19 protein-coding genes are annotated in these 19479 nt (G+C 69.5%); 15 read left to right on the top strand and 4 right to left on the bottom strand.

Translation table 11 applies throughout. The features are described 5' to 3' along the window. Positions 1-52: 52 nt before the first annotated feature. The 6 genes from otnK to J4H85_RS11060 all read left to right on the top strand — a co-directional run bounded on the left by otnK (position 53) and on the right by J4H85_RS11060 (position 6037). Positions 53-1288: a 3-oxo-tetronate kinase gene (otnK, locus tag J4H85_RS11085; protein WP_208239600.1), complete on the top strand. Its 1236-nt coding sequence runs from the start codon at positions 53-55 to the stop codon at positions 1286-1288. Then, complete coding sequence (locus J4H85_RS11080) at positions 1285-1953, top strand: class II aldolase/adducin family protein (protein ID WP_208239598.1); 669 nt, start codon at positions 1285-1287, stop codon at positions 1951-1953. The genes otnK and J4H85_RS11080 overlap by 4 nt, the downstream gene beginning before the upstream one ends. Before the next feature lie 20 nt (positions 1954-1973). Then, positions 1974-3293 carry a glutaminase A gene (glsA, locus tag J4H85_RS11075; RefSeq protein WP_208239596.1) on the top strand — a complete coding sequence of 440 codons (1320 nt, stop codon included), beginning with the start codon at positions 1974-1976 and terminating at the stop codon, positions 3291-3293. A gap of 37 nt (positions 3294-3330) precedes the next feature. Continuing rightward, complete coding sequence (locus J4H85_RS11070; protein ID WP_208239594.1) at positions 3331-3690, top strand: VOC family protein; 360 nt, start codon at positions 3331-3333, stop codon at positions 3688-3690. An 83-nt stretch (positions 3691-3773) separates the two neighbouring features. Next, the gene (locus J4H85_RS11065) at positions 3774-4556 is read left to right on the top strand and encodes an endo alpha-1,4 polygalactosaminidase (RefSeq protein ID WP_208239592.1); all 783 of its coding nucleotides are present in this window, start codon (positions 3774-3776) and stop codon (positions 4554-4556) included. 59 nt (positions 4557-4615) lie between these two features. Further along, positions 4616-6037, top strand: a complete 1422-nt coding sequence (locus J4H85_RS11060) for a dihydrolipoyl dehydrogenase family protein (protein ID WP_208239590.1) — start codon at positions 4616-4618, stop codon at positions 6035-6037. 22 nt (positions 6038-6059) lie between these two features. On the opposite strand, the gene J4H85_RS11055 is transcribed toward J4H85_RS11060, so the two are convergent. After that, a complete protein-coding gene (locus J4H85_RS11055) occupies positions 6060-7310 on the bottom strand; it encodes an MFS transporter (protein ID WP_208239588.1) in 1251 nt (416 codons plus the stop codon). A gap of 231 nt (positions 7311-7541) precedes the next feature. Here J4H85_RS11055 and J4H85_RS11050 point away from each other — a divergent pair, with 231 nt between their 5' ends. Genes J4H85_RS11050 through J4H85_RS11040 form a run of 3 tightly spaced genes read left to right on the top strand, consistent with a single transcriptional unit; the run spans position 7542 to position 9960 of the window. Continuing rightward, positions 7542-7793 carry a BatC protein gene (locus J4H85_RS11050; RefSeq protein WP_208239586.1) on the top strand — a complete coding sequence of 84 codons (252 nt, stop codon included), beginning with the start codon at positions 7542-7544 and terminating at the stop codon, positions 7791-7793. Next, positions 7790-9016 carry a cupin domain-containing protein gene (locus J4H85_RS11045; RefSeq protein WP_208239584.1) on the top strand — a complete coding sequence of 409 codons (1227 nt, stop codon included), beginning with the start codon at positions 7790-7792 and terminating at the stop codon, positions 9014-9016. The genes J4H85_RS11050 and J4H85_RS11045 overlap by 4 nt, the downstream gene beginning before the upstream one ends. 8 nt (positions 9017-9024) lie before the next feature. Beyond that, on the top strand, positions 9025-9960 hold the full coding sequence (locus J4H85_RS11040) for a sucrase ferredoxin (RefSeq protein ID WP_208239582.1): 936 nt from the start codon (positions 9025-9027) through the stop codon (positions 9958-9960). On the opposite strand, the gene J4H85_RS11035 is transcribed toward J4H85_RS11040, so the two are convergent. Further along, complete coding sequence (locus J4H85_RS11035) at positions 9957-10427, bottom strand: SRPBCC family protein (RefSeq protein ID WP_208239580.1); 471 nt, start codon at positions 10425-10427, stop codon at positions 9957-9959. The genes J4H85_RS11040 and J4H85_RS11035 overlap by 4 nt on opposite strands. A gap of 88 nt (positions 10428-10515) precedes the next feature. Between J4H85_RS11035 and J4H85_RS11030 the strand changes: the two genes are divergently transcribed. Together J4H85_RS11030 and J4H85_RS11025 are read left to right on the top strand one after the other, a co-directional pair. After that, positions 10516-11367: an SDR family NAD(P)-dependent oxidoreductase gene (locus J4H85_RS11030; protein ID WP_208239573.1), complete on the top strand. Its 852-nt coding sequence runs from the start codon at positions 10516-10518 to the stop codon at positions 11365-11367. A gap of 84 nt (positions 11368-11451) precedes the next feature. Then, on the top strand, positions 11452-12153 hold the full coding sequence (locus tag J4H85_RS11025; protein WP_208239568.1) for an HAD family hydrolase: 702 nt from the start codon (positions 11452-11454) through the stop codon (positions 12151-12153). 38 nt (positions 12154-12191) lie between these two features. Here J4H85_RS11025 and J4H85_RS11020 read toward each other — a convergent pair whose 3' ends face one another. After that, complete coding sequence (locus J4H85_RS11020; protein WP_208239567.1) at positions 12192-13337, bottom strand: ROK family transcriptional regulator; 1146 nt, start codon at positions 13335-13337, stop codon at positions 12192-12194. A 182-nt stretch (positions 13338-13519) separates the two neighbouring features. On the opposite strand from J4H85_RS11020, the gene J4H85_RS11015 reads away from it, so the two are divergent. From J4H85_RS11015 to J4H85_RS11005, 3 genes are all read left to right on the top strand, one after another. After that, complete coding sequence (locus tag J4H85_RS11015) at positions 13520-14584, top strand: sugar ABC transporter substrate-binding protein (RefSeq protein ID WP_307863627.1); 1065 nt, start codon at positions 13520-13522, stop codon at positions 14582-14584. A gap of 67 nt (positions 14585-14651) precedes the next feature. Further along, positions 14652-15428 carry an ATP-binding cassette domain-containing protein gene (locus J4H85_RS11010; RefSeq protein ID WP_208239562.1) on the top strand — a complete coding sequence of 259 codons (777 nt, stop codon included), beginning with the start codon at positions 14652-14654 and terminating at the stop codon, positions 15426-15428. Beyond that, the gene (locus J4H85_RS11005; RefSeq protein WP_243893619.1) at positions 15425-16711 is read left to right on the top strand and encodes a sugar ABC transporter permease; all 1287 of its coding nucleotides are present in this window, start codon (positions 15425-15427) and stop codon (positions 16709-16711) included. Before J4H85_RS11010 ends, J4H85_RS11005 begins: the two co-directional genes overlap by 4 nt. A 51-nt stretch (positions 16712-16762) precedes the next feature. Here the strand turns inward: J4H85_RS11005 and J4H85_RS11000 are convergent, their stop codons facing one another. Continuing rightward, a complete protein-coding gene (locus J4H85_RS11000) occupies positions 16763-17887 on the bottom strand; it encodes a 3-isopropylmalate dehydrogenase (RefSeq protein ID WP_208239560.1) in 1125 nt (374 codons plus the stop codon). Positions 17888-17984: 97 nt separating this feature from the next. On the opposite strand from J4H85_RS11000, the gene J4H85_RS10995 reads away from it, so the two are divergent. After that, the gene (locus J4H85_RS10995; RefSeq protein ID WP_208239558.1) at positions 17985-19466 is read left to right on the top strand and encodes an aldehyde dehydrogenase family protein; all 1482 of its coding nucleotides are present in this window, start codon (positions 17985-17987) and stop codon (positions 19464-19466) included. Positions 19467-19479: the final 13 nt, after the last annotated feature.

The raw sequence follows: 19479 nt of genomic DNA, 5'->3' as shown, positions 1-19479 counted from the left end.
TGTGAACTTTCGCGATGCAGGTGGTATCGCGACACCAACGGAAGGACCACGGATGCTGGAATGGGGCGGAGTCGCCGACGACTTCACAGGCGCCACGGACCTGGCGACCAACTGGCGCGCTCGCGGTCTGCGCGTCGCCGTACTGCTCGGGGTCGACCACTCGCCCGCCGACCTCGACGGTGTCGATGGTGCGGTGATCGCGCTGAAGTCGCGCACGGCGCCGGTGACCGACGCAGTGTCCGCAACGCGTGCAGCCGCGCGGCTGCTGCGGGATGCCGGGGCACCGCGCATCTACGACAAGTACTGCTCGACATTCGATTCCACCGCCGCCGGGAACATCGGGCCCGTGCTCGATGCGCTCGCGACCGATCTCGGAGCCGATCGCACCGTGGTCGTCCCGGCCTTCCCCGACGCTGGCAGAACGGTCTACCAGCGCCGCCTGTTCGTCTTCGACGAGCTCCTCGAGAGCAGCCACATGCGCCACCATCCGCTGACGCCGATGACGCGCTCCGACGTCACGGAGCTCTTGACCGCGCAGTCCGACCGGAGCGTCGGATGGGTCTCCTGGCGTACCGTGCAGGAGGGGGCGGTCGCGATCCGGGCGGCGATCGACGCGGTCCCGGCGCGCAGTCACGTCGTGGTCGATGCCGTATCGAACGCGGATCTCGCAGCCATCGCCGCCGCCACCGCGAACGACGTGCTCGTGAGCGGCGGATCGGGGCTCGCCCTCGGTCTCCCGCTCCGCCATGCGGCCGCCGCACCCATGCCCGTGGTCGAGGGCTTCAGAGCGGTGCTCGCCGGCAGCGCTTCGCACGCGACCCAGGGCCAGGTGGCGCACGCGCGCGAATCGCTTCCCAGCGCACGACTCGACACCGCGGCGCTCACAAGCGACTTCACCGCCGAGATCGATCGACTGACCGCGTGGGCCGCCGCGCAGTGGGCCGACGCACCCCGGCGCCCCGTGCTCGTCTACGCCACCGGCGCACCCGAAGACGTGGGCGACGGCGCGCACGCCGCGCTCATCGAGGCCGCGCACGCCGAGCTCGCCGTGGCATTCACCGCCCGCGGCATGCGGCAGCTGCTGGTCGCCGGTGGCGAGACCTCGGGGAGCGTGATGCAGCGGCTGGGCGTGACCCGGCTCGACCTCGGCGACCCGGTCGCCCCCGGACTGTCCTGGGCTCGGGGGCGCGCCGCGGCGCACGGAGGAGACCCGCTCAACCTACTGCTGAAATCAGGAAACTTCGGCGGTTCCGACCTGTTCACCGCGGCCTGGGAGCACCTGCGGTGAGCGGCGTCATACCGGCGCTGGTGCGGGCGAGCGCCGAACTCACCGCGCTCGGACTGAGCCCGGGCAGTTCGGGCAACGCGAGCGTCCGCGTGGGTGACGTGATGCACATCACGCCCACTGGCGTCTCAATGGGCGAACTCGACGCGGAGGACCTCTCACGTATCTCGCTCGCCGCGGAGGACTGGGGGAGGCAGCTCGACGGGCCACCGCCGTCGAAAGAATACCCGCTCCATCTCGCGATGTACGCCCGTGACCGCGAAGCTGCGTGCGTAGTGCACCTCCACTCGACCGCGTCCGTCGCGGCGTCGTGCCTCGAGGCCTGGACCGAGTGGAGCGCGCTGCCGCCCCTGACGCCCTATTTCGTCATGCGCGTGGGCCAGACCCCGCTCATCCCGTACGCACCTCCGGGCGACGCTGCACAGGCGACCGCCGTGCGGCGCATGACGCAGCCGTTCCGCGGCGCGCTCCTGCAGAATCACGGGCAGATCGTCGCCGCTCCCGATGTCGACACCGCCGTGGCACGCGCCATCGAGGTCGAGGAGACATCGCGACTGCGGGTCACGCTCGCCGAACATCGTCTGACCCGGCTCCTGAGCGCCGCGGAGGCGGGGCACCTGGCGGCGCACTACGGGAGCCCCTGGGGCGGTGCCGGTACGGCGGCCTGAGATCGGCCTACAGTGGTGGCATGCGCTCACCGATCCAGCCGTACCTGCGGAACGTTCTCGACGGCATCGCTGAGCGGAGGGACGGCGCACTGGCCGACTACATCCCCGAGCTCGCGGGGGTCGATCCCGAGCCGTTCGGCGTGGCGATCGCGATGCTCGACGGCCAGACGTACGCGGCGGGCGACGCCGACCTTCCGTTCACGATCCAGTCGGTCGCGAAAGCGTTCACCTACGCGCTCGCGATCCGGGAGCGGGGCCTGGACCAGGTGCTCGAGCACATTGGGATCGAACCGTCGGGCGACGCCTTCAACCGCATCTCCGTCGACGAGCGCGGCCGCCCGGCGAATCCGATGATCAACGCCGGCGCGATCGCCACGTTCGCGCTGGTTCCCGGTGAGACGGCCGCAGAGAAGTTCTCCGCCGTCCTCGGCTTCCTCTCCGCGTGCGCGGGCCGAACGCTCACGGTCGACGAATCGATCTGCGCCTCGGAGTGGGGGGCGGCCTATCGCAATCTCGGGATCGCCAACATCCTCAGAGCCGGCGACGCGCTCGCCGCCGAACCCGCCGTCGCGGTGGAGGGGTACATCCGGCAGAGCTCGGTGCTCGTGACAACACGGGATCTCGCCGTGATGGGGGCGACACTCGCGTCAGGCGGCGTGCAGCCGGTGACGCGCGAGCGGGTCATCGATGAGGAGATCGCCGGGCACGTCCTGTCCGTGATGACGACGTGCGGCATGTACGACGCCGCGGGCGACTGGGTCTCCGCGGTCGGGATCCCGGCCAAGAGCGGTGTCGGCGGCGGCATCGTCGGCGCATCGCCCGGGCGCATCGGTCTCGCCGCGTTCTCGCCGCGTCTCGATCGGCACGGCAACAGCGTCCGTGCGGTAGCGGCGTGCGAGCGACTGTCACGGGACCTCGGGTTGCATCTCATGCGGATTCCGGAGGTCGGGCACTTGGCCGTGCGCGAGGCGATCACGAACACTTCGGTGGAGAACGACATCGGGAATGCGGCGTATTTCCGGCTGCAGGGCACGATCGACTTCGTCGCCGCGGAGACCGTGGTGCGCCGAATGTCGTCCGAGAGCGTCTCAGAGCGCTACGTCGTCGTCGACCTCTCGGAGGTCGTGGAAGCGAAGGCGGTGGCTCTGCTCATGCTGTCCGAAGTCCTCGGCGCGTTCTGCTCCGAGGGGAAATACCTCTACGTGATCGATCCCTCCGGCATCTACAGCGCCGACGATATCGATGCGCACGGTCTCGCCGGACGGGTGCAGCACGTCGCCTCCTGGCAGGAGGGGGAGCGAGTGGCCCGTGAGCGGACCGAACGCGGACTCGAACCGTGAGATGCTCGAACAGCGAGGGGAAGAGGACGGAGCGCACATGATTCGATTGGGAATGGTCACGCTGGATACCACCGATCCGCGGACGATCGCCGAGTGGTGGGCCGAGCGGGTCGGAGGTGCGGTGGTCTTCGACGCGGACGGCTGGTTCTGCATGGTCCGCGCACCCGACCTCCCCGTCGCGCTCGGCTTCCAGAAGACCGACGATCCGACACCGGGGAAGAACCGGATGCACCTTGACCTCGACCGGTCAGCCGACGTCGATCGAGACGCGCTCGTGCGTGAGTGGGTCGCCGCCGGAGCCGAACACCGCGGCACCCGTGGTGATGACTCCTTCTCCTGGGATACGTTCGCCGACCCGGACGGCAACGAGTTCTGCATCGGGGACCCGCACGAGTGAGTGCGAGACGAACCCGAGCGCGGAGCGGACCATGCTGGACCCGCTTCCTTCTGGCCGCGTTCCTGGTCGGAGGGGCGCTGAGCATGACGGCGTGCGCTCCCGGATCCGAATCCGGTGAACCGTCACCCGAGATCACCGCCGGGGCCGCGGCGGAGTTTCCGGCCGGGGCGGCATTCGACTACCAGCTGGGTGCCGCGTACGCGCTGCCCGATGGTGTCACCGTGGTGACGCGCGACCGTACGGCGGAACCCGCCTCGGACGCGTATTCGATCTGCTACCTCAACGGCTTCCAGACGCAACCGGGTGAGATGCACGCGTGGCCGGAGGATGCCATTCTGCGGATCGACGGCGAGGTGCGCACCGACCCCGACTGGCCGGACGAAGCGCTGCTCGACATCGCGACGGAAGCGGGCCGCACGATCGTCATCGACCGCGTATCGACCTGGATCGAGGGGTGCCGCGACGACGGATTCGCAGCGGTGGAGTTCGACAACCTGGACACGTTCACCCGTTCGGATGGAGCGATCAGTCGCGACGATGCCGCCATCGTCGCGACGGCGCTCGTCGCCGCCGCACACGACGCCGGACTCGCCGCAGGGCAGAAGAACGCGGCCGAGCACGCCGCCTGGTTGCGGGACGAGGCCGGATTCGACTTCGCGGTGAGTGAGGAGTGCGCCGCATTCGACGAGTGCGGAACGTACACCGACGTGTACGGAGACGCCGTCATGGACATCGAATACACCGATGCCCTGCCCCGACCCTTCGCGGAGGTGTGCGGCGACGGCGCGACACCGCGGGCGACGATCCTGCGGGATCGAGCGCTCGTGGCCCCGGAAGACCCCGACTACGTCTTCGAGGTGTGCTGACTCGGTCCCGAGGAGGAAGAGCCCCTGTGCAGCGCGGCGCGCATGCGAGAGAATGCAGCATGGCATCGCAGACGCACCCTGAACTCGACTACGACCTGATCGTCATCGGCGGCGGACCCGCTGGTGAGAACGTCGCGGATGGCGCGGCGTCGCGCGGCCTGCGCGTCGCGATCATCGAGTCCGAGCGCGTCGGAGGGGAGTGCTCCTACTGGGCGTGCATGCCGTCGAAGGCTTTGCTGCGCAGTGGTCAGGCGCTCGCCGCGGCCCGTCGCGTCGCGGGCGCCGACGCCGCGGTGACCGGCGCACTCGATGTGCAGGCGGTGCTCGACCGGCGCACCTCGTTCACGAGCGATTGGAATGATGCCGGCCAGGCCGACTGGGTCGCGAACGCGGGCATCGAACTCGTGCGCGGGCACGGTCGGGTGGCCGGTGTCGGCAGGGTCGAGGTCGACGGGCGACCGCTGACGTGCGCCGCGGTCGCGCTGGCGACCGGATCGGTTCCAGTGCTGCCGCCGATCGACGGTCTTGCGGGCGTCGACCCGTGGGGGACCAGGGAAGCCACCTCCGTGGATCGGATCCCGGACAGCCTGATCATCGTCGGCGGTGGCGTCGCCGGAACCGAGATGGCGTTCGCCTTCGCCTCCCTGGGATCGCAGGTCACACTCATCGCGCGCGGCGGCCTGCTCGGGCAGGCGGAGCCGTTCGTCGGCCCCCTGCTCCAGGAGGGGCTCGCGGCGGCCGGAGTCGATGTGCGTACCGGGGTGTCGCCGCAGCACGTCGCCCGCGCAGACGACGGGGTCGTCACGGTGCACCTCTCCGACGGCGCGGATGTGTCCGCGAGCGAGTTGCTCGTTGCGACGGGGCGACGCCCGCATACGGACGGACTCGGTCTCGACGATCTCGGCGTGACCCTGCCGCTGGCCGTCGACGACACGCTGCGCGTCGTAGGAACGGACTGGCTGTACGCCGTCGGCGATGTGAACGGTCGGGCGCTCGTCACTCACCAGGGGAAGTACCAGGCGCGCGCCGCGGGCGCGGCCATCGCGGCCCGTGCGGGGAACGCAGTCGTCGAGGATCGGGCGTGGGGGCGGCACGTGGCGACCGCGGACCACGCGGCGGTTCCGAGCGTCGTCTTCTCCGATCCCGAGGTCGCGAGCGTCGGGGTGACGGAGGCCGACGCTCGCGCGGCCGGCACCGCAGTGCGCACCGTGGAGGCGGACCTCGGATCCGTCGCCGGAGCGGCGCTGCATGCTGACGGCTACACCGGGCGCGCGAAACTCGTGATCGATGCCGAGCGCAACACCCTCATCGGTGCGACCTTCGTCGGTCAGGACGTCGCCGAGCTGCTGCACTCGGCGACGATCGCGATCGTCGGCGAGGTGCCGGTCGACCGGCTCTGGCACGCGGTGCCCGCGTACCCCACGGTCAGCGAGGTGTGGCTGCGGCTGCTCGAGGCCGACGCCGCGGCGGATGCGGGGTAGCTCGCTCGGACGCGCGGCGTGCTTATTCGGCCGGGACTCGAATTCCGACCGTGTCCAGAGATCTCCGCTTGTCGTGACGGGTGACCATCACGCTGACGAGCGCGAGGACCAGTCCGATGACGGCGAGCGCGACGCCGACCCACCCCGGAGCGAGGTAGCCGAAGCCCGCGGCGATGACCGCTCCGCCGAGTGCGGCGCCGAGTCCGTTGCCGATGTTGAACGCGGCGTGATTCACGGCCGCGCCGAGCAGTGCGGCGCGATCGGCGATCCGGATCAACCGCGCTTGAATCGACGGGATGAGCATCGACTGGGTGATGCCGATGAGGAACACCGTGACGAACAGTCCGACCGGCGTCGGCGCCAACCAGGTGTAGAGGATGAGCGAGACGATGAAGGTGGAGAACCCGACGACGATCGTCTTGGTGAGGTCGCGGTCGCTCGCCCAGCCGCCGATGAGGTTGCCGAGGGTCATGCCGATGCCCATGACGGCGAGCACCCACGGGATCGATGCGGTCGAGAGGCCGGCCACCTCGGTGGACACCTCGGCGATGTACGAGTACACCGCGAAGAAGCCGCCGAACCCGATCGATCCCACCGCGATCATGATCCAGGTGCGCGGGTTGCGGAACGCGCGCAACTCGGCGCGCGCGTGACGGGTCGGGTCGCCCGGGGTGCGGGGCAGCGCGAGCACCGTGAGCGCGAGCGTCACCGCGAAGATCACCGCGACGAGCACGTACGCCCACCTCCAGCCCAGGTGCTGGCCGAGCCAGGTGGCGAGGGGTACGCCCACGACGTTCGCCACGGTGAGCCCCGAGATCGCGAGCGCGACGCCTTTGCCCTGGTTTCCGGGACCCATGATGCGCGCGGCGATGAGGGAGGCGACGCCGAAGTAGGCGCCGTGCGGCAGCGCGGCGATGAACCGGAACGCTGCGAGCCAGCCGAACGTCGGCGCGAGGGCCGAGGCGATCGTGCCGACGATGAAGAGGACGAGCAGCAGGAACGTGAGTTTCGCGTGCGAAGCGCGGGCGCCGAGCGCGGCGAAGACCGGCGCCCCCACGACCACGCCCAGCGCGTACATCGTGATGAGGATCCCGGCCCGCGCGATCTCGGTCGTCGGGGAGGCGGCGTATCCGGGCAGCAGGTCTTGAGCGATGTCGGGGAGCAGGCCCATCGAGGCGAACTCGGTGACGCCGATGCCGAAGCCGCCGAGTGCGAGCGCGAAGAGGGCGATCGTGCGGCGGGCAGGGGTGAGCACGGGAGTGGGCGCAGTCATGGGGCGACCTTTCGGGGTGGGAGTCGGGCGGCAGGCTCCGTTGCTCAAAGGACTAGTGTAAACCCGTGCGGCCGGTCGGTTCGAGTCGAGGCGGCACTGGCGAGTGCGCGGTTCGAGCCTCGCGCAACCCCTTCTGCGCGGCGGGATGCGCTCACTAGACTCGGCAACGGGTGAGCGTGACGGGATCTCCCCGTCGCAGATGGGCTCGCCGGCAGAGTTCGAGGAGGAATCATGAGCGGAACCGATCACGATACGAATGGTCTCGAGGGTCCGGCCGACGGCGGCGCCGCGGGCGAGCCGGGTGTGCACGACGGGGGAGCCGATGGCGGCGCCGAGGGTCCTGCGGACGGCGGCGCGGCGGGCACGCCCGGTGTGCACGACGGGGGAGCCGATGGCGGGGCCGAGGGGCCGGCAGACGGCGGCGCCGCGGGTGAGCCCGGTGTTCATGACGGCGGAGCCGACGGCGGCGCGGATCGCTCTTGAGCGCTGCTGGCCACGCTCGTGAGGACTCCGGTGCCCGAGAGGGGACCGGAGTCCTCGCGTCGCGTCTCATCGATATCGATCGGAAACGTTTCGGCGAGGAGTACTGGGCTCGACGAGCGCTCCTCACCCGGGGCGCCTCGGACTTCTCCGATATCTTCTCGGCGGACGCGGTCGATGAACTCGTCTCGCGGCGCGGGCTCCGCTCGCCGTTCCTCCGGGTCGCGAAAGACGGAGCGACGCTCCCGACCGCATCGTTCACCTCGGGTGCCGGTGTCGGAGCGACCATCTCGGACCAGCTCGACGACACCGCGCTCTGGCGGCAGTTCGACGACGGGGCGACGCTGGTCCTCCAAGCGCTGCAGCGCACGTGGGATCCGATCGGCCGGCTCGTCTCGACGCTGAACGACGAGCTCGGCAGTCCGGTGCAGGCGAACGCCTACATCACGCCCCCGCAGAACCAGGGGTTCGACGATCACTACGACGTGCACGACGTCTTCGTGCTGCAGATCAGCGGAACGAAGCGCTGGGTCATCCATGAACCCGTCTTCCCCGATCCGCTGCGCGATCAGCCCTGGACCGACCGACGCGAGCAGGTGAGCGCGGCCGCGGCGACGGAGCCCGCGATCGACGCCGTGCTCGAGCCGGGCGATGTCCTCTATCTGCCGCGCGGGTGGCTGCACGCCGCGCAGGCGCAGGGCGAGGTCTCGATCCACGTCACCCTCGGGATCCACAATCGGACGGCGTACGCCGTCGCCGAGGAGATCACGGCGTCTCTGCTGCGGGAGCTGCGCGACGACCCTGAACTGAGACGGAGTCTGCCGCTGGGACAGCGCGGTCCGGATCCGGCGACGATCGCCGCGATCACAGCCCGAATGCGCGAGGCGCTCGACGAGGTGGATCCCGGTCCCGGCCTGCACCGCATCCGCCGCACCGAGGCGAGACCCGCGCCGCTCGGTCCACTCGCGCAGCGACGCTTCACCAGTGAACTGCACCCCGAGTCGATCGTGCGGCTGCGCGGCGGGCTCGAAGCCCGGTTCGTCGGTGACCGCCTGATGACCCGAGTCGGGTGGATGGACTTCAGCGACGACGATCGTGAGGTCGTCCGCCGTCTGGTCGATCGCGAACCCGCAGACCGCTCGGACTCGGTGCGCGCCGAGGCTCTCGGCGTCGAGCTGGCGAAGCGCCTGCTCCGGGCCGGGGTGCTGGTACCCGGCGACAACTGAGGTCTCGGGTGTCCGATTCCGCGCCGTTCTTCTGCGCCGCCGTCGCCGAGCGGCGCGGCGATTCGCTCGCGGGAACCGCTCCGCGCGGAACGACCTGGGTGCTCGTCGAGTACCGGGGCGCTTGGCCGGCGAACGGATTCGACGGCATCCGGATCGACCCGGACGTGCACGACGAGGTATTCGCGGCGGCGCGGTCGCTCCGCGCCCGCATCCTGCTGGTGCGGCGGTTCGGGCGACGGCGTGCGGGGGGTCTCGGCCAGTGGGCGGTGCTCCACCGGACCCCGTCGGGGGAGTCGCGTCAGCGGTGGGGCGTCTGGCAGGTCGACAGCGATCTCAGGGCCGCGGCAGAGGTGCTGCGCAGCATTGCGGACGCCGGCGATCACGGGGTGGCACCGCTGGGGGACGAGGATCGGCCCGCGACGGTGCTGGTGTGCGCCCACGGGCAGCACGACGTGTGCTGTTCGGTGCGCGGCAGGCCGGTGGCGGAGGCCCTCAGCACGGCGTGGCCCACTCGCGTCTGGGAGTGCACGCACGTCGGCGGTGACCGTTTCGCTCCGAACGTCGTCGTCATACCGGACGGCGTGGCGTACGGCAGGCTGACGCCCGACACTGCCCTGGCCACGCTGCGTCAGCACTTCTCCGGGCGGATCGCGGCCGACCACCTGCGGGGGTACACCGATCTCGCCCCCGTCGCGCAGGCGGCGATCGCGGCGCTGCTGCACGCCGAAGGGCCTGCGGGGCGCGACGATTACGCCGTGATCTCGCAGGACCGCGGCGAGCGGGCCTGGCGTCTGACGCTGCGAGGACCACTGCCGGAGCGGCACCTGCACGACGTCGAGGTCGTCGCCGAGCAGGCACCGCCGCGGCGGCTCACCTGCCGCGGCAGTGAACCCGCAGCCGCGCTCGAGTGCACGGCGAAGCTGGTCGGGCCCGCTCGGTCTTAAGCGTCGGCGACCGCTGCGGCGAGCTGATTGAGGGACTGCTCCAGCTGCTCCTCGGACACGAGGGGGAACATCGGAAGCAGCTTCGCATCGGTCACCTTCGACCAGTCGTAGGTCAGCGTGACCTCGGTGCTGCCCGAATCGACCGAGTTCAGTTCATAGAGCCACTCCCAGCCCTCCGGCTCGTTCGGGTTCTTCGACTGCGCGGGCTGCCAGCCCACCATCTTGTTCTCGGCGAGCGCCGTGACGTGGTTGTGCATCTGGTAGTCGCCGCCCATCGCCTCGGCGTGCATGTTCATGACGAACACGTCGCCGACGTGCTGCAGACGCTGCGACTTCTCGTCCGCGCGCACCATACCCGAGCCATCGAACTCGGCGTGCCTGGCCGGCAGGGTGAGGATGTTGAAGAGGTCCTTCGTCGGTGCGTCGATGGTGCGGGTGACAACGATCTTGTTCTCGTGAGTAGTCATACGGCCAGCTTGCCCGACGAGATCCGTGCCGTCACCCCCTTGTTCGATACGGGCGAAATCGGTACGGAGGGACCGGTACGATGAGCGCATGAGCGAGCAGCCGACAGTGGTCATCACGGGGGCGAGCGACGGCATCGGCGCGAGCGCAGCCCGAATCCTGACGCAGACGGAGGCCAGGGTCGTCATGGTCGGTCGCTCGCCCGACAAGACGCGACGGGCCGCGGAGTCGGCGGGTACCCCGCACGTGCACGTCGCCGACTTCTCGCGTCTGGATGACGTGCGCCGACTGGCGGACGAGCTGGCCTCGTACGACGCGATCGACGTGCTCGCGCACAATGCCGGCGGGGTGTTCAGCGGGCCGTCGATCACTGCGGATGGGCACGAGCTCACCCTCCAGGTGAACCACCTCGCGCCCATGCTGCTCACGCGACTGCTGCTCGATCGCCTGCTCGCATCCCGCGCCACGGTCGTGCACACCGCGAGCGTGGCCTCGCGCGTGTTCGCACGGGTCGACTTCGACGACTTCGACAGCGCACGCCGATTCCGGGCGAATCGCGCGTACGGGAATGCGAAGCTCGCGAACGTCGTCTCGGCGCGCACGCTCGCCGAACGCTACACCGCGGCCGGCCTGTCGGCCTACTCCTTCCACCCGGGAGTCGTCGCGACGAACTTCTCAGCCGAGAGCTCTTCCGTGCTGCGCTGGGCGTACGGGCCCCTCATGCGACGCTTCTTGAGCTCGGCCGCAGAAGGCGGAGCCACCCTGGCGCAGTTCGCGGATCCCGCTGTAGTGCATCGCTGGGAGTCGGGCGGGTACTTCCTGCCGAACGGTGCTCCGGGTCGCACGCACCGGGCTGCGGCTGACCGCGGGTTCCGGGAGCGGCACTGGGCCCGCACGAACGAGCTGCTGGGCGTCGACTGGCCGACCGCCTCGGTCGACTGATCCCGGCCACGCGCCGTTCACCTCCCGTTCGCGTGAGCGGCGTAGCGTCACCCCTGACCGAATCGCCGTCAGAGGGAGGATGACATGTCCCGGATCCCGACGCTCACGCGACCGCGCCGCACCGTTCGCGGCGCCCATATCGCGCGGCTCATCGCCGATGCCGATGCGCTGCTCATCGACTTCAACGGAACGCTCTCCGACGACGAAGAACTCATCCGAGAACTCGTGTCGGGCATCGCGTTCGAGCGACTCGGCGTTCATCTCGAGCGCGAGCGCTACTTCGATTGGTTCCTCGGGCGCACGGAGGAGAGCATGTTCCAGGAGCTCTCCGGAGACGCCGATCCCCGGCGCATCGGTGAGCTGGTCGCGCTCTTCAACCGACGCTACCTCTCAGCGGTGTACCACGAGCGTCGCATCAGCGCCGAGGCGGAGGCGTTCGTGCGCGCGGCGCACGCCGCCGGGACGCCGATCGCGGTCGTGACCGCGGCGAGCAAGACGGTCGCCGTGCCGGCGTTGAGTCAGATCGAGTTGCTCGACGCGATCGATGTCGTCGTCGCGCTCGAGGACGTGGAGCGTGCGAAGCCCGATCCGGCATGCTACGTTCGGGCGCTCGAACTCCTCGGCGTCGACGCGGAACGCGCAGTCGCGTTCGAGGATTCGCCGACCGGGTTCGCGTCGGCGCGCGGCGCCGGTCTTCCGGTGGTCGGCGTCGGCCGGGGGTCGTCGCTCAGCGAGATCGCGACCTACGCGGTGGATGCGCTGAGTCCGCGCCTCCTCCAGATCTGAACCGCTGCCGCGCGGAGGCACTCCACGAACCGCGCGCGTCAGACGTCGACCGCCTCGAGAGCCATGAGCACGGCGCCGATCGCGGCCGACCGGTCGGCGAGACCGGCTTGCACGACGGCGGTGTTCGTTGCGATCGACTCGAGCGCGTGACGCCTGAGGCCCTCGCGCACGCCGTCGAGCAGCAGGTCGCCGGCCTCAGCGAGGTCGCCGCCGACGACGATGGCCTCGGGGCCGAGTATCTGGGCGAGCGAGGCGGCTGCACGACCGAGGTGCCGTCCGGCGTCTTCGATGAGTCGGCGGGCGCCGACATCACCGTTCGTCGCCCGTTCGACGAACGCGGAGACCGTGAGGTCGGGAGCGATGGTGCGGTACTGACGCACGAGCGAGGCACCTCCGGCGTACGACTCGAGGCACCCGCGGCTGCCGCACCGGCAGAGCGGTCCGTCCTCGTGCATGGTGAGGTGCCCGAGTTCTCCCGCGGTGGCGATGCCGCCGCGGAAGATCTGCCCGTCGAGGACGATGCCCGCCCCGATGCCCGAAGACACCTTGATGAAGGCGACGCTGGAGTACTCGCGGCCCGCTCCCACCGCGTACTCGGCGAGTGCGCCGAGATTCGCGTCGTTGTCGACGATCGTCGGCACGCCGAAGCGCTGCTGCACGGCCTCGCGCGCGTGCACGCCGACCCATCCGGGCAGGATCGACCCGGAGTCGATGACGCCGTCGGCGCCGATCGGCGCCGGGAGTCCGACGCCCATGGCGTGCAGCGTGAGTCCGGGGTCGGCGTGTGCGCGAAGGTCCTCGAGCAGGGTGCTCGCGAGTCGCAGACCGTCGTCGGAGTCGTGATCGTCGGCGATGGGGGACGTCGTGCTCGCGGTGATGGTGCCGCCGAGGTCGGCGAGGGAGACGCGCACGTGCGAGTGTCCGAAGTCGATGCCGCCGACCAGACCGGCGCCGGGGTTGATGCGCAGCACGGCTCCGCGCCGCCCGGCACCTGCGGCGACCGTGATGAGGCCGGCGGCCTCGAGTTCGCGCACGTTGGACGAGACGGTCGCCGGCGCGAGCGAGGTGTGCCTGGCGACGTCGGCCTGACTGGTCTCGGACGCGGGGCCGAACGACCGGAGCGCGTCGAAGACGAGTTTGCGGTTGCGGTCTCGAAGCGCGGCCGAACTGTGTGGACTCGTCATGTCCGTACTGTCGCGCAGTTTCTCTTTGGCGTCAAGGGCTAAACATAAAACTCGCTGATTCGCGAACTTTTAGTTGTTTTGTCTTCAACCCTTGACGGCAAGGTGCGATCGGCGCACACTGTGGTTCGAGCCCGTACGCGATTCGACTGCGGGCGGTCACTGACTCAATGGGGAGGAAACCCGTGAACCGCATATCCCGCACCGCAGCACTCGGATTGGTCACACTCATCTCGGCCGCTGGCCTCACGGCGTGCGCGGCGAATTCCGCCGATGACGCCTCCGGCGACGGCGAGGGCGGCAAGACGATCGCGCTGCTGCTGCCCGAGACGAAGACCACCCGGTACGAGGCCTTCGACAAGCCGCTCTTCGAAGCCAAGGTGAAAGAGCTCTGCGACGACTGCACCGTCAACTATCTGAACGCCGATCAGGACGCCTCGAAGCAGCAGCAGCAGGCGCAGTCGGCCATCACCGACGGCGCGTCCGTGCTGGTGCTCGATCCGGTCGACGGCAAGTCGGCCGAGGGCATCGTGAAGTCGTCCCAGTCGTCTGACGTCCCGGTGGTCGCGTACGACCGCTTCATCACCGGAGCCGACTACTACATCTCGTTCAACAATGAACGCGTCGGCGAACTGCAGGGCGAAGCGCTCGTCGACGCTACCGGCGACTCCGGCGACATTCTGATGCTCAACGGTGCCCCGACCGATCCGAACGCCGCGCAGTTCAAGCAGGGCGCCCACAATGTCATCGATGAGAGCAAGCTCACCGTCGTGGCCGAGTACGACAACCCCGATTGGAGCCCGGACAACGCGCAGCAGTTCACGAGCAGCCAGCTGAACAACATCGATCCGGACGATCTGGCGGGTGTGTATGCCGCGAACGACGGTCAGGCCGGCGGCGTCTTCGCCGCCTTGAAAGCCGCAGGCGTGAGCGAGTACCCGCCGATCACCGGTCAGGACGCGGAACTCGCCGGGATCCAGCGCATCATCGCCGGTGAGCAGTACATGACGGTGTACAAACCGATCAAGACCGAAGCCGAGCAGGCGGCCCAGCTCGCGGTCGATCTGCTGAACGGGGAGACTCCGAGCGACACCACCGACTTCCAGGACGTGCCGTCCTACATCCTCGACCCGATCGCCGTGATGCAGGACAACGTGAAGGACACGGTTGTGAAAGACGAGTTCTACACCGTCGACCAGATCTGCACCGACCAGTACGCGGACGCCTGCGCATCCGCGGGCCTGAGCTGATCGGCAGGGGCGGGTGCGCCGTCACCCGCCCCGCGCCACCATCACCATCTGCGAAGCGAGGAATGCGATGACGACACCCCCTCCCGTGCTCACCCTCTCGGCGATCGGGAAACGATTCGGCGCCGTGCAGGCGCTCACGGACGTCCATCTGAACGTGTCACCCGGTGAGGTCGTGGCACTCGTCGGCGACAACGGCGCCGGCAAGTCGACGCTCGTCAAGATCATGTCGGGGGTGTACCAGCCCGATGAGGGCGAGATCATCTTCGATGGCACGCCGGTCACGATCAACGGCCCGCGCCAGGCGAAGGAGCTCGGCATCGCCACCGTGTTCCAGGATCTCGCGCTCGCCGACAACCTCGACGTCGTCGCGAACCTCTTCCTCGGGCAGGAGGAGACGGTGGGCGGGGTGCTCGACGAGGTCGAGATGGAGGCCCGCAGCTGGCAGCTGCTGCGTCAGCTGAGTGCCAAGATCCCCTCTGTGCGCATCCCGATCGCGTCGCTCTCGGGCGGCCAGCGGCAGACGGTGGCCATCGCGCGCAGTCTGGTGGGCAACCCGAAGGTGGTCATGCTCGATGAGCCGACGGCGGCGCTCGGCGTCGCGCAGACCGCCGAGGTGCTGAACCTCGTGGAGCGTCTGCGCGAGAACGGTCTGGGCGTGGTGATCATCACCCACAACATGGCCGACGTGCAGGCCGTGGCCGACCGGATCATCGTGCTGCGTCTCGGCAAGAACGCGGCGGAGATGACGATCGAGGAGGCGACGACCGAGCATCTCGTCGCCGCCATCACCGGCGCGTCGGACAACGTCGTCGCGCAGCGCGCCGCAAAGGAGAAGCACGCATGAGTCAGCAGCCGGAAACCATGAGCACGAACACGGTGAACAGTACGGCGCTCCCGCCCACCGTCTTCGCCGACCGGAGCGATGAACGCCTCGTCGAGGACTCGTCCCCCGCAGAACTGCTGCGCGGTTTCATCCGCCGCATGCGGTCGGGAGACCTCGGCATGGTCCCGGTCCTCGTCGGGCTGGTCGTCATCTGGGCCATCTTCTACTTCTTGAATCCCAGGTTCCTCTCGTCGAGGAACCTGGTGGAATTGAGCCTCGATTCGGCGACGATCGGCATGATCTCGGTGGGTATCGTCCTCGTCCTGCTGCTCGGCGAGATCGACCTCTCGGTCGGCTCGGTGAGCGGTGTCGGCGGCGCCATTCTCGCCGTACTGTTCGTCTATCAGGGCTGGCCGCTGCTCGTGGCGCTGCTGGCGGCGCTCGTCTGCGGCCTGCTCATCGGTTCGATCTACGGACTGCTCTACACCCGGTTCGGGGTCCCGAGCTTCGTGATCTCGCTCGCCGGTCTGCTCGCATTCCTGGGCGTGCAACTCTGGGTCCTCGGCTCGAACGGCACCGTCAACCTGCCGGGCGACTCCTGGATCATCGACTTCGCGAACTTCTGGTTCCTGCCCGACTGGGCGTCGTACGCGCTCGCCGTGCTCGCCGGCCTGCTCTACTTCGGTCTGCGCATGCTCACGATCCGGAAGCGGCGCTCGAGCGGCCTGTCGGCGCCATCGACGCTGTCGATCGGGATCCGCGCGCTGCTGCTCACCGCGGCGATCGGGGGCTTGGCGTACTACCTCAACATCGACCGCGGCATCGGGTACATGCCGCTGCTGTGGGTCGCCATCATCGTGATCATGGACCAGGTGCTCCGGCGCACGACCTGGGGTCGGCACGTGTACGCGGTCGGCGGCAACGAGGAGGCGGCGCGACGCGCGGGCATCGCCGTCAACCGCGTCTACCTCAGCGTGTTCGCGCTGTGCTCGATGTTCGCGGTGTTCGGGGGCGTGCTCGCGGCGGGTCGCCTGCAATCCGTGGCCCAGTCGAGTGGCGGCACCGACACGAACCTCATGGCGATCGCCGCCGCGGTCATCGGCGGCGTCAGCCTCTTCGGAGGCCGCGGCTCGGTGTACGCCGCGCTGCTCGGCATGCTGGTGCTGCAGTCGATCACCAGCGGCCTGAACCTCATCGGCGTGGCCGCCGAGGTCAGGTACATCGTGACGGGCGCGGTGCTCGTGCTCGCGGTGACGATCGACTCGCTGTCGCGGAGAGCGCGGCGCAGCAGCGGCAGATTCTGAACGTCGGGGAGGGGACGGACGTGATCCGCCTCCTCCCCGAATCGTTCGGCGTCAGGGCCGGGCGAGCTCGGCGAGCGTGGTGAGCACCGAGTCGGGCACCAGCGCCGTGTCCGCCGCACCGTCGCGCACGATCGCGGCGATCCGCGCACCCACCTCATCGGTGGTGAGTCCCATGCCGGGGCCCGAAAGTGCCGGCAGCTCTCCGAGCACCTGTACGGTGGCGGCCTCGACCGCGGCGGCTGCGGCACCCTCTCCGAGGTGCCCGAGCATGAGCGCGAGCGAGAGGATCGCCCCCGACGGGTTCGCCCCACCGGTACCGGCGATATCCGGTGCCGAACCGTGGATGGCCTCGAACATGCTGGGCGCGCTGCCGTCGAGATTGAGGTTCGCGCTCGTGGCGACGCCGAGACCGCCCTGAATGACGGCTCCGAGGTCGGTGATGATGTCGCCGAACAGGTTGTCGGTGACGACGACGTCGAAGCGCTCGGGCGTGAGCGGAAGGTGGAAGCACATCGCGTCGACGTGGACGTAGTCGACCTCGACCTCGGGATAGTCGGCGCCGATATCGGCGACGACCTGCTGCCACAGCCGGCCGGCTGCGACGAGGATGTTGGTCTTGTGGCAGAGCGTGAGCTTGCGGCGACGACGCGAGGCCAGGCGGAATGCGAACTCCACGACCCGTGCGATCCCTGCCCGCGTGTTGATGGACTCCTGCATCGCGACGGCGTGCTCGGTACCGGCGTGCACCGTCGACCCCTGGCCGACGTAGGCCCCCTCGGTGTTCTCGCGCACGATGACGAGGTCGCAGCGATCCGGGGTCAGGCCGCTGATGGGGGTGCTCACCCCGGGGTAGAGGCGCACCGGCCGCACGTTCGCCGCCTGCGCGAATCGCTGCCGCATCTCGAGGATGAATCCGCGCTCGAGGATTCCCGGCGCCACACGGGGGTCGCCCATGGAGCCGAACAGGATCGCGTCGTGGCGCTGCAGCTCGTCGCGCACCTCGGCGAAGAGCTCTCCGGTCGCGAGGTACTGGGAAGCGCCCGCCGAGATCGCCGTCCGCGATGTCGTGAAGCCGAACCGAGCCTCTGCGGCATCGAGTACTGCGAGCGCGCACCCGACGACCTCGGGGCCGATCCCGTCTCCGGGCAGTACGGCGATCTCGTAGTTCTGGGTCATGGGTCCTCCTGCGTTGGTCTCACGTCGATCATCCCGTATATTGAATGGTAAGGCCACTCGGATCGAGGGGCGAGCACCCACAGGAAGCTGTCACACCATGCCCACGCCCGTCTCGACCCCACCGCTCATCGCCGAGCCGAGGGCACTGCCCATCGGCGAGTCCTGGCGCCACGTCGAGGTCACCGCGTCCGTCACCTTCCCCTTCGACGGGTCGATCGTCGCCGAGGCGCCGATCGGCACCGTGGGCGACGCGTCGGACGCCCTCGCCGCCGCAGACGGAGTCCGATCGGAGATGGCGAACCTGACGACGTCCGAGCGCAAATCGGTACTCGCGGCGATCACCGCGCGCGTCCGCCGCGACGCCGCGCGTCTCGAGGACCTGCTCGTGCTCGAGACCGGAAAGCCGCGTCGGGACTGTCGCGTGGAGGTGGCGCGCACCATCGTGGCCCTCGAAGCGACCGTCGAAGAGGTCTCGCGCATCGGCGGGGAGACCGTGCCGCTCGACCTCCAAGAGCTCGGACGCGGCATGATCGGGTACTACACGCGCCGGCCCGCCGGCGTCGTCGTCGGCATCGCGGGCTTCAATTATCCGCTGCTGCTCGCCGTACACAAGCTCGCTCCGGCGCTCGCGGCAGGGTGCCCCGTCATCATCAAGCCGGCGCCGCAGACCCCGCTGACGACGATCGAGCTGCTCGCCATCACACGAGACGCGTTGGCCGAGCACGGGGTGAGCCGGGCGGCGGCGCAGCTCGTCAACGGAAGCGCTGACGTCGGCGCGACGCTCGTGCGCGACGCTCGTGCGCGGGTGGTCTCGTTCACCGGCTCTGCCGCGGTCGGCCATCTGATCGCCCAGCAGGCCGCGCCCCGCAAGGTCGTGCTCGAGCTCGGATCGAACACCGGTTTCATCGTCGCGGCGGATGCGGACATCGAAGCCGCGGTCGACGCGGTGCTGCGCGGCGGGTTCTACGCGAACGGCCAGGCGTGCATCTCGGTGCAGCGCGTGGTACTCGCGCGGCCGATCGCGGATCGTTTCACCCGCCGTCTGATCGCGCGGATCGACGAGCTCGTGGTCGGCGACCCGCGCGACGCCGACACGCACGTGGCCCCCGTGATCGACGCCGCGTCGGGGGAGCGCATCCGAGAGATGATCACCCGCGCCGAAACCGCAGGGGCGACACTCCTCACCCCGCCGCTGACCGGCGACGACCCGGCGCTCATCCGCCCGACCGTGCTCGGCGATGTTCCGAGCGAGGTCGACCTCTGGGCCGAGGAGATCTTCGGACCGGTCGTCTGCCTCGCGACCGTCGATGACGTCGACGCGGCGATCGACGTCGTGAACGCGTCCCGATACGGCCTTCAGGCCGCGATCTTCACCGCGTCGCTCGAGCAGGCGTTCGCGGCGATCGAGCGGCTCGAGGTCGGCGGCGTGGTCGTCAACGAGATCCCCGGCTTCCGCTCCGACATCATGCCCTACGGCGGGGTGAAGGACTCCGGTGTCGGCCGCGAGGGCCCCCGGTTCGCCATCGAGGAGTGCACCGTGACTCGCATGGCGATGATCCGTCCCCGCGCACGCAGCTGACCCCCCCCGATCA

This window comes from Leucobacter tardus, assembly GCF_017583045.1.
Taxonomy (GTDB): Bacteria; Actinomycetota; Actinomycetes; order Actinomycetales; family Microbacteriaceae; genus Leucobacter; species Leucobacter tardus.
The sequence above is the reverse complement of the archived record's forward strand: the minus strand, read 5'-3'. Positions and strand labels throughout refer to the sequence as shown.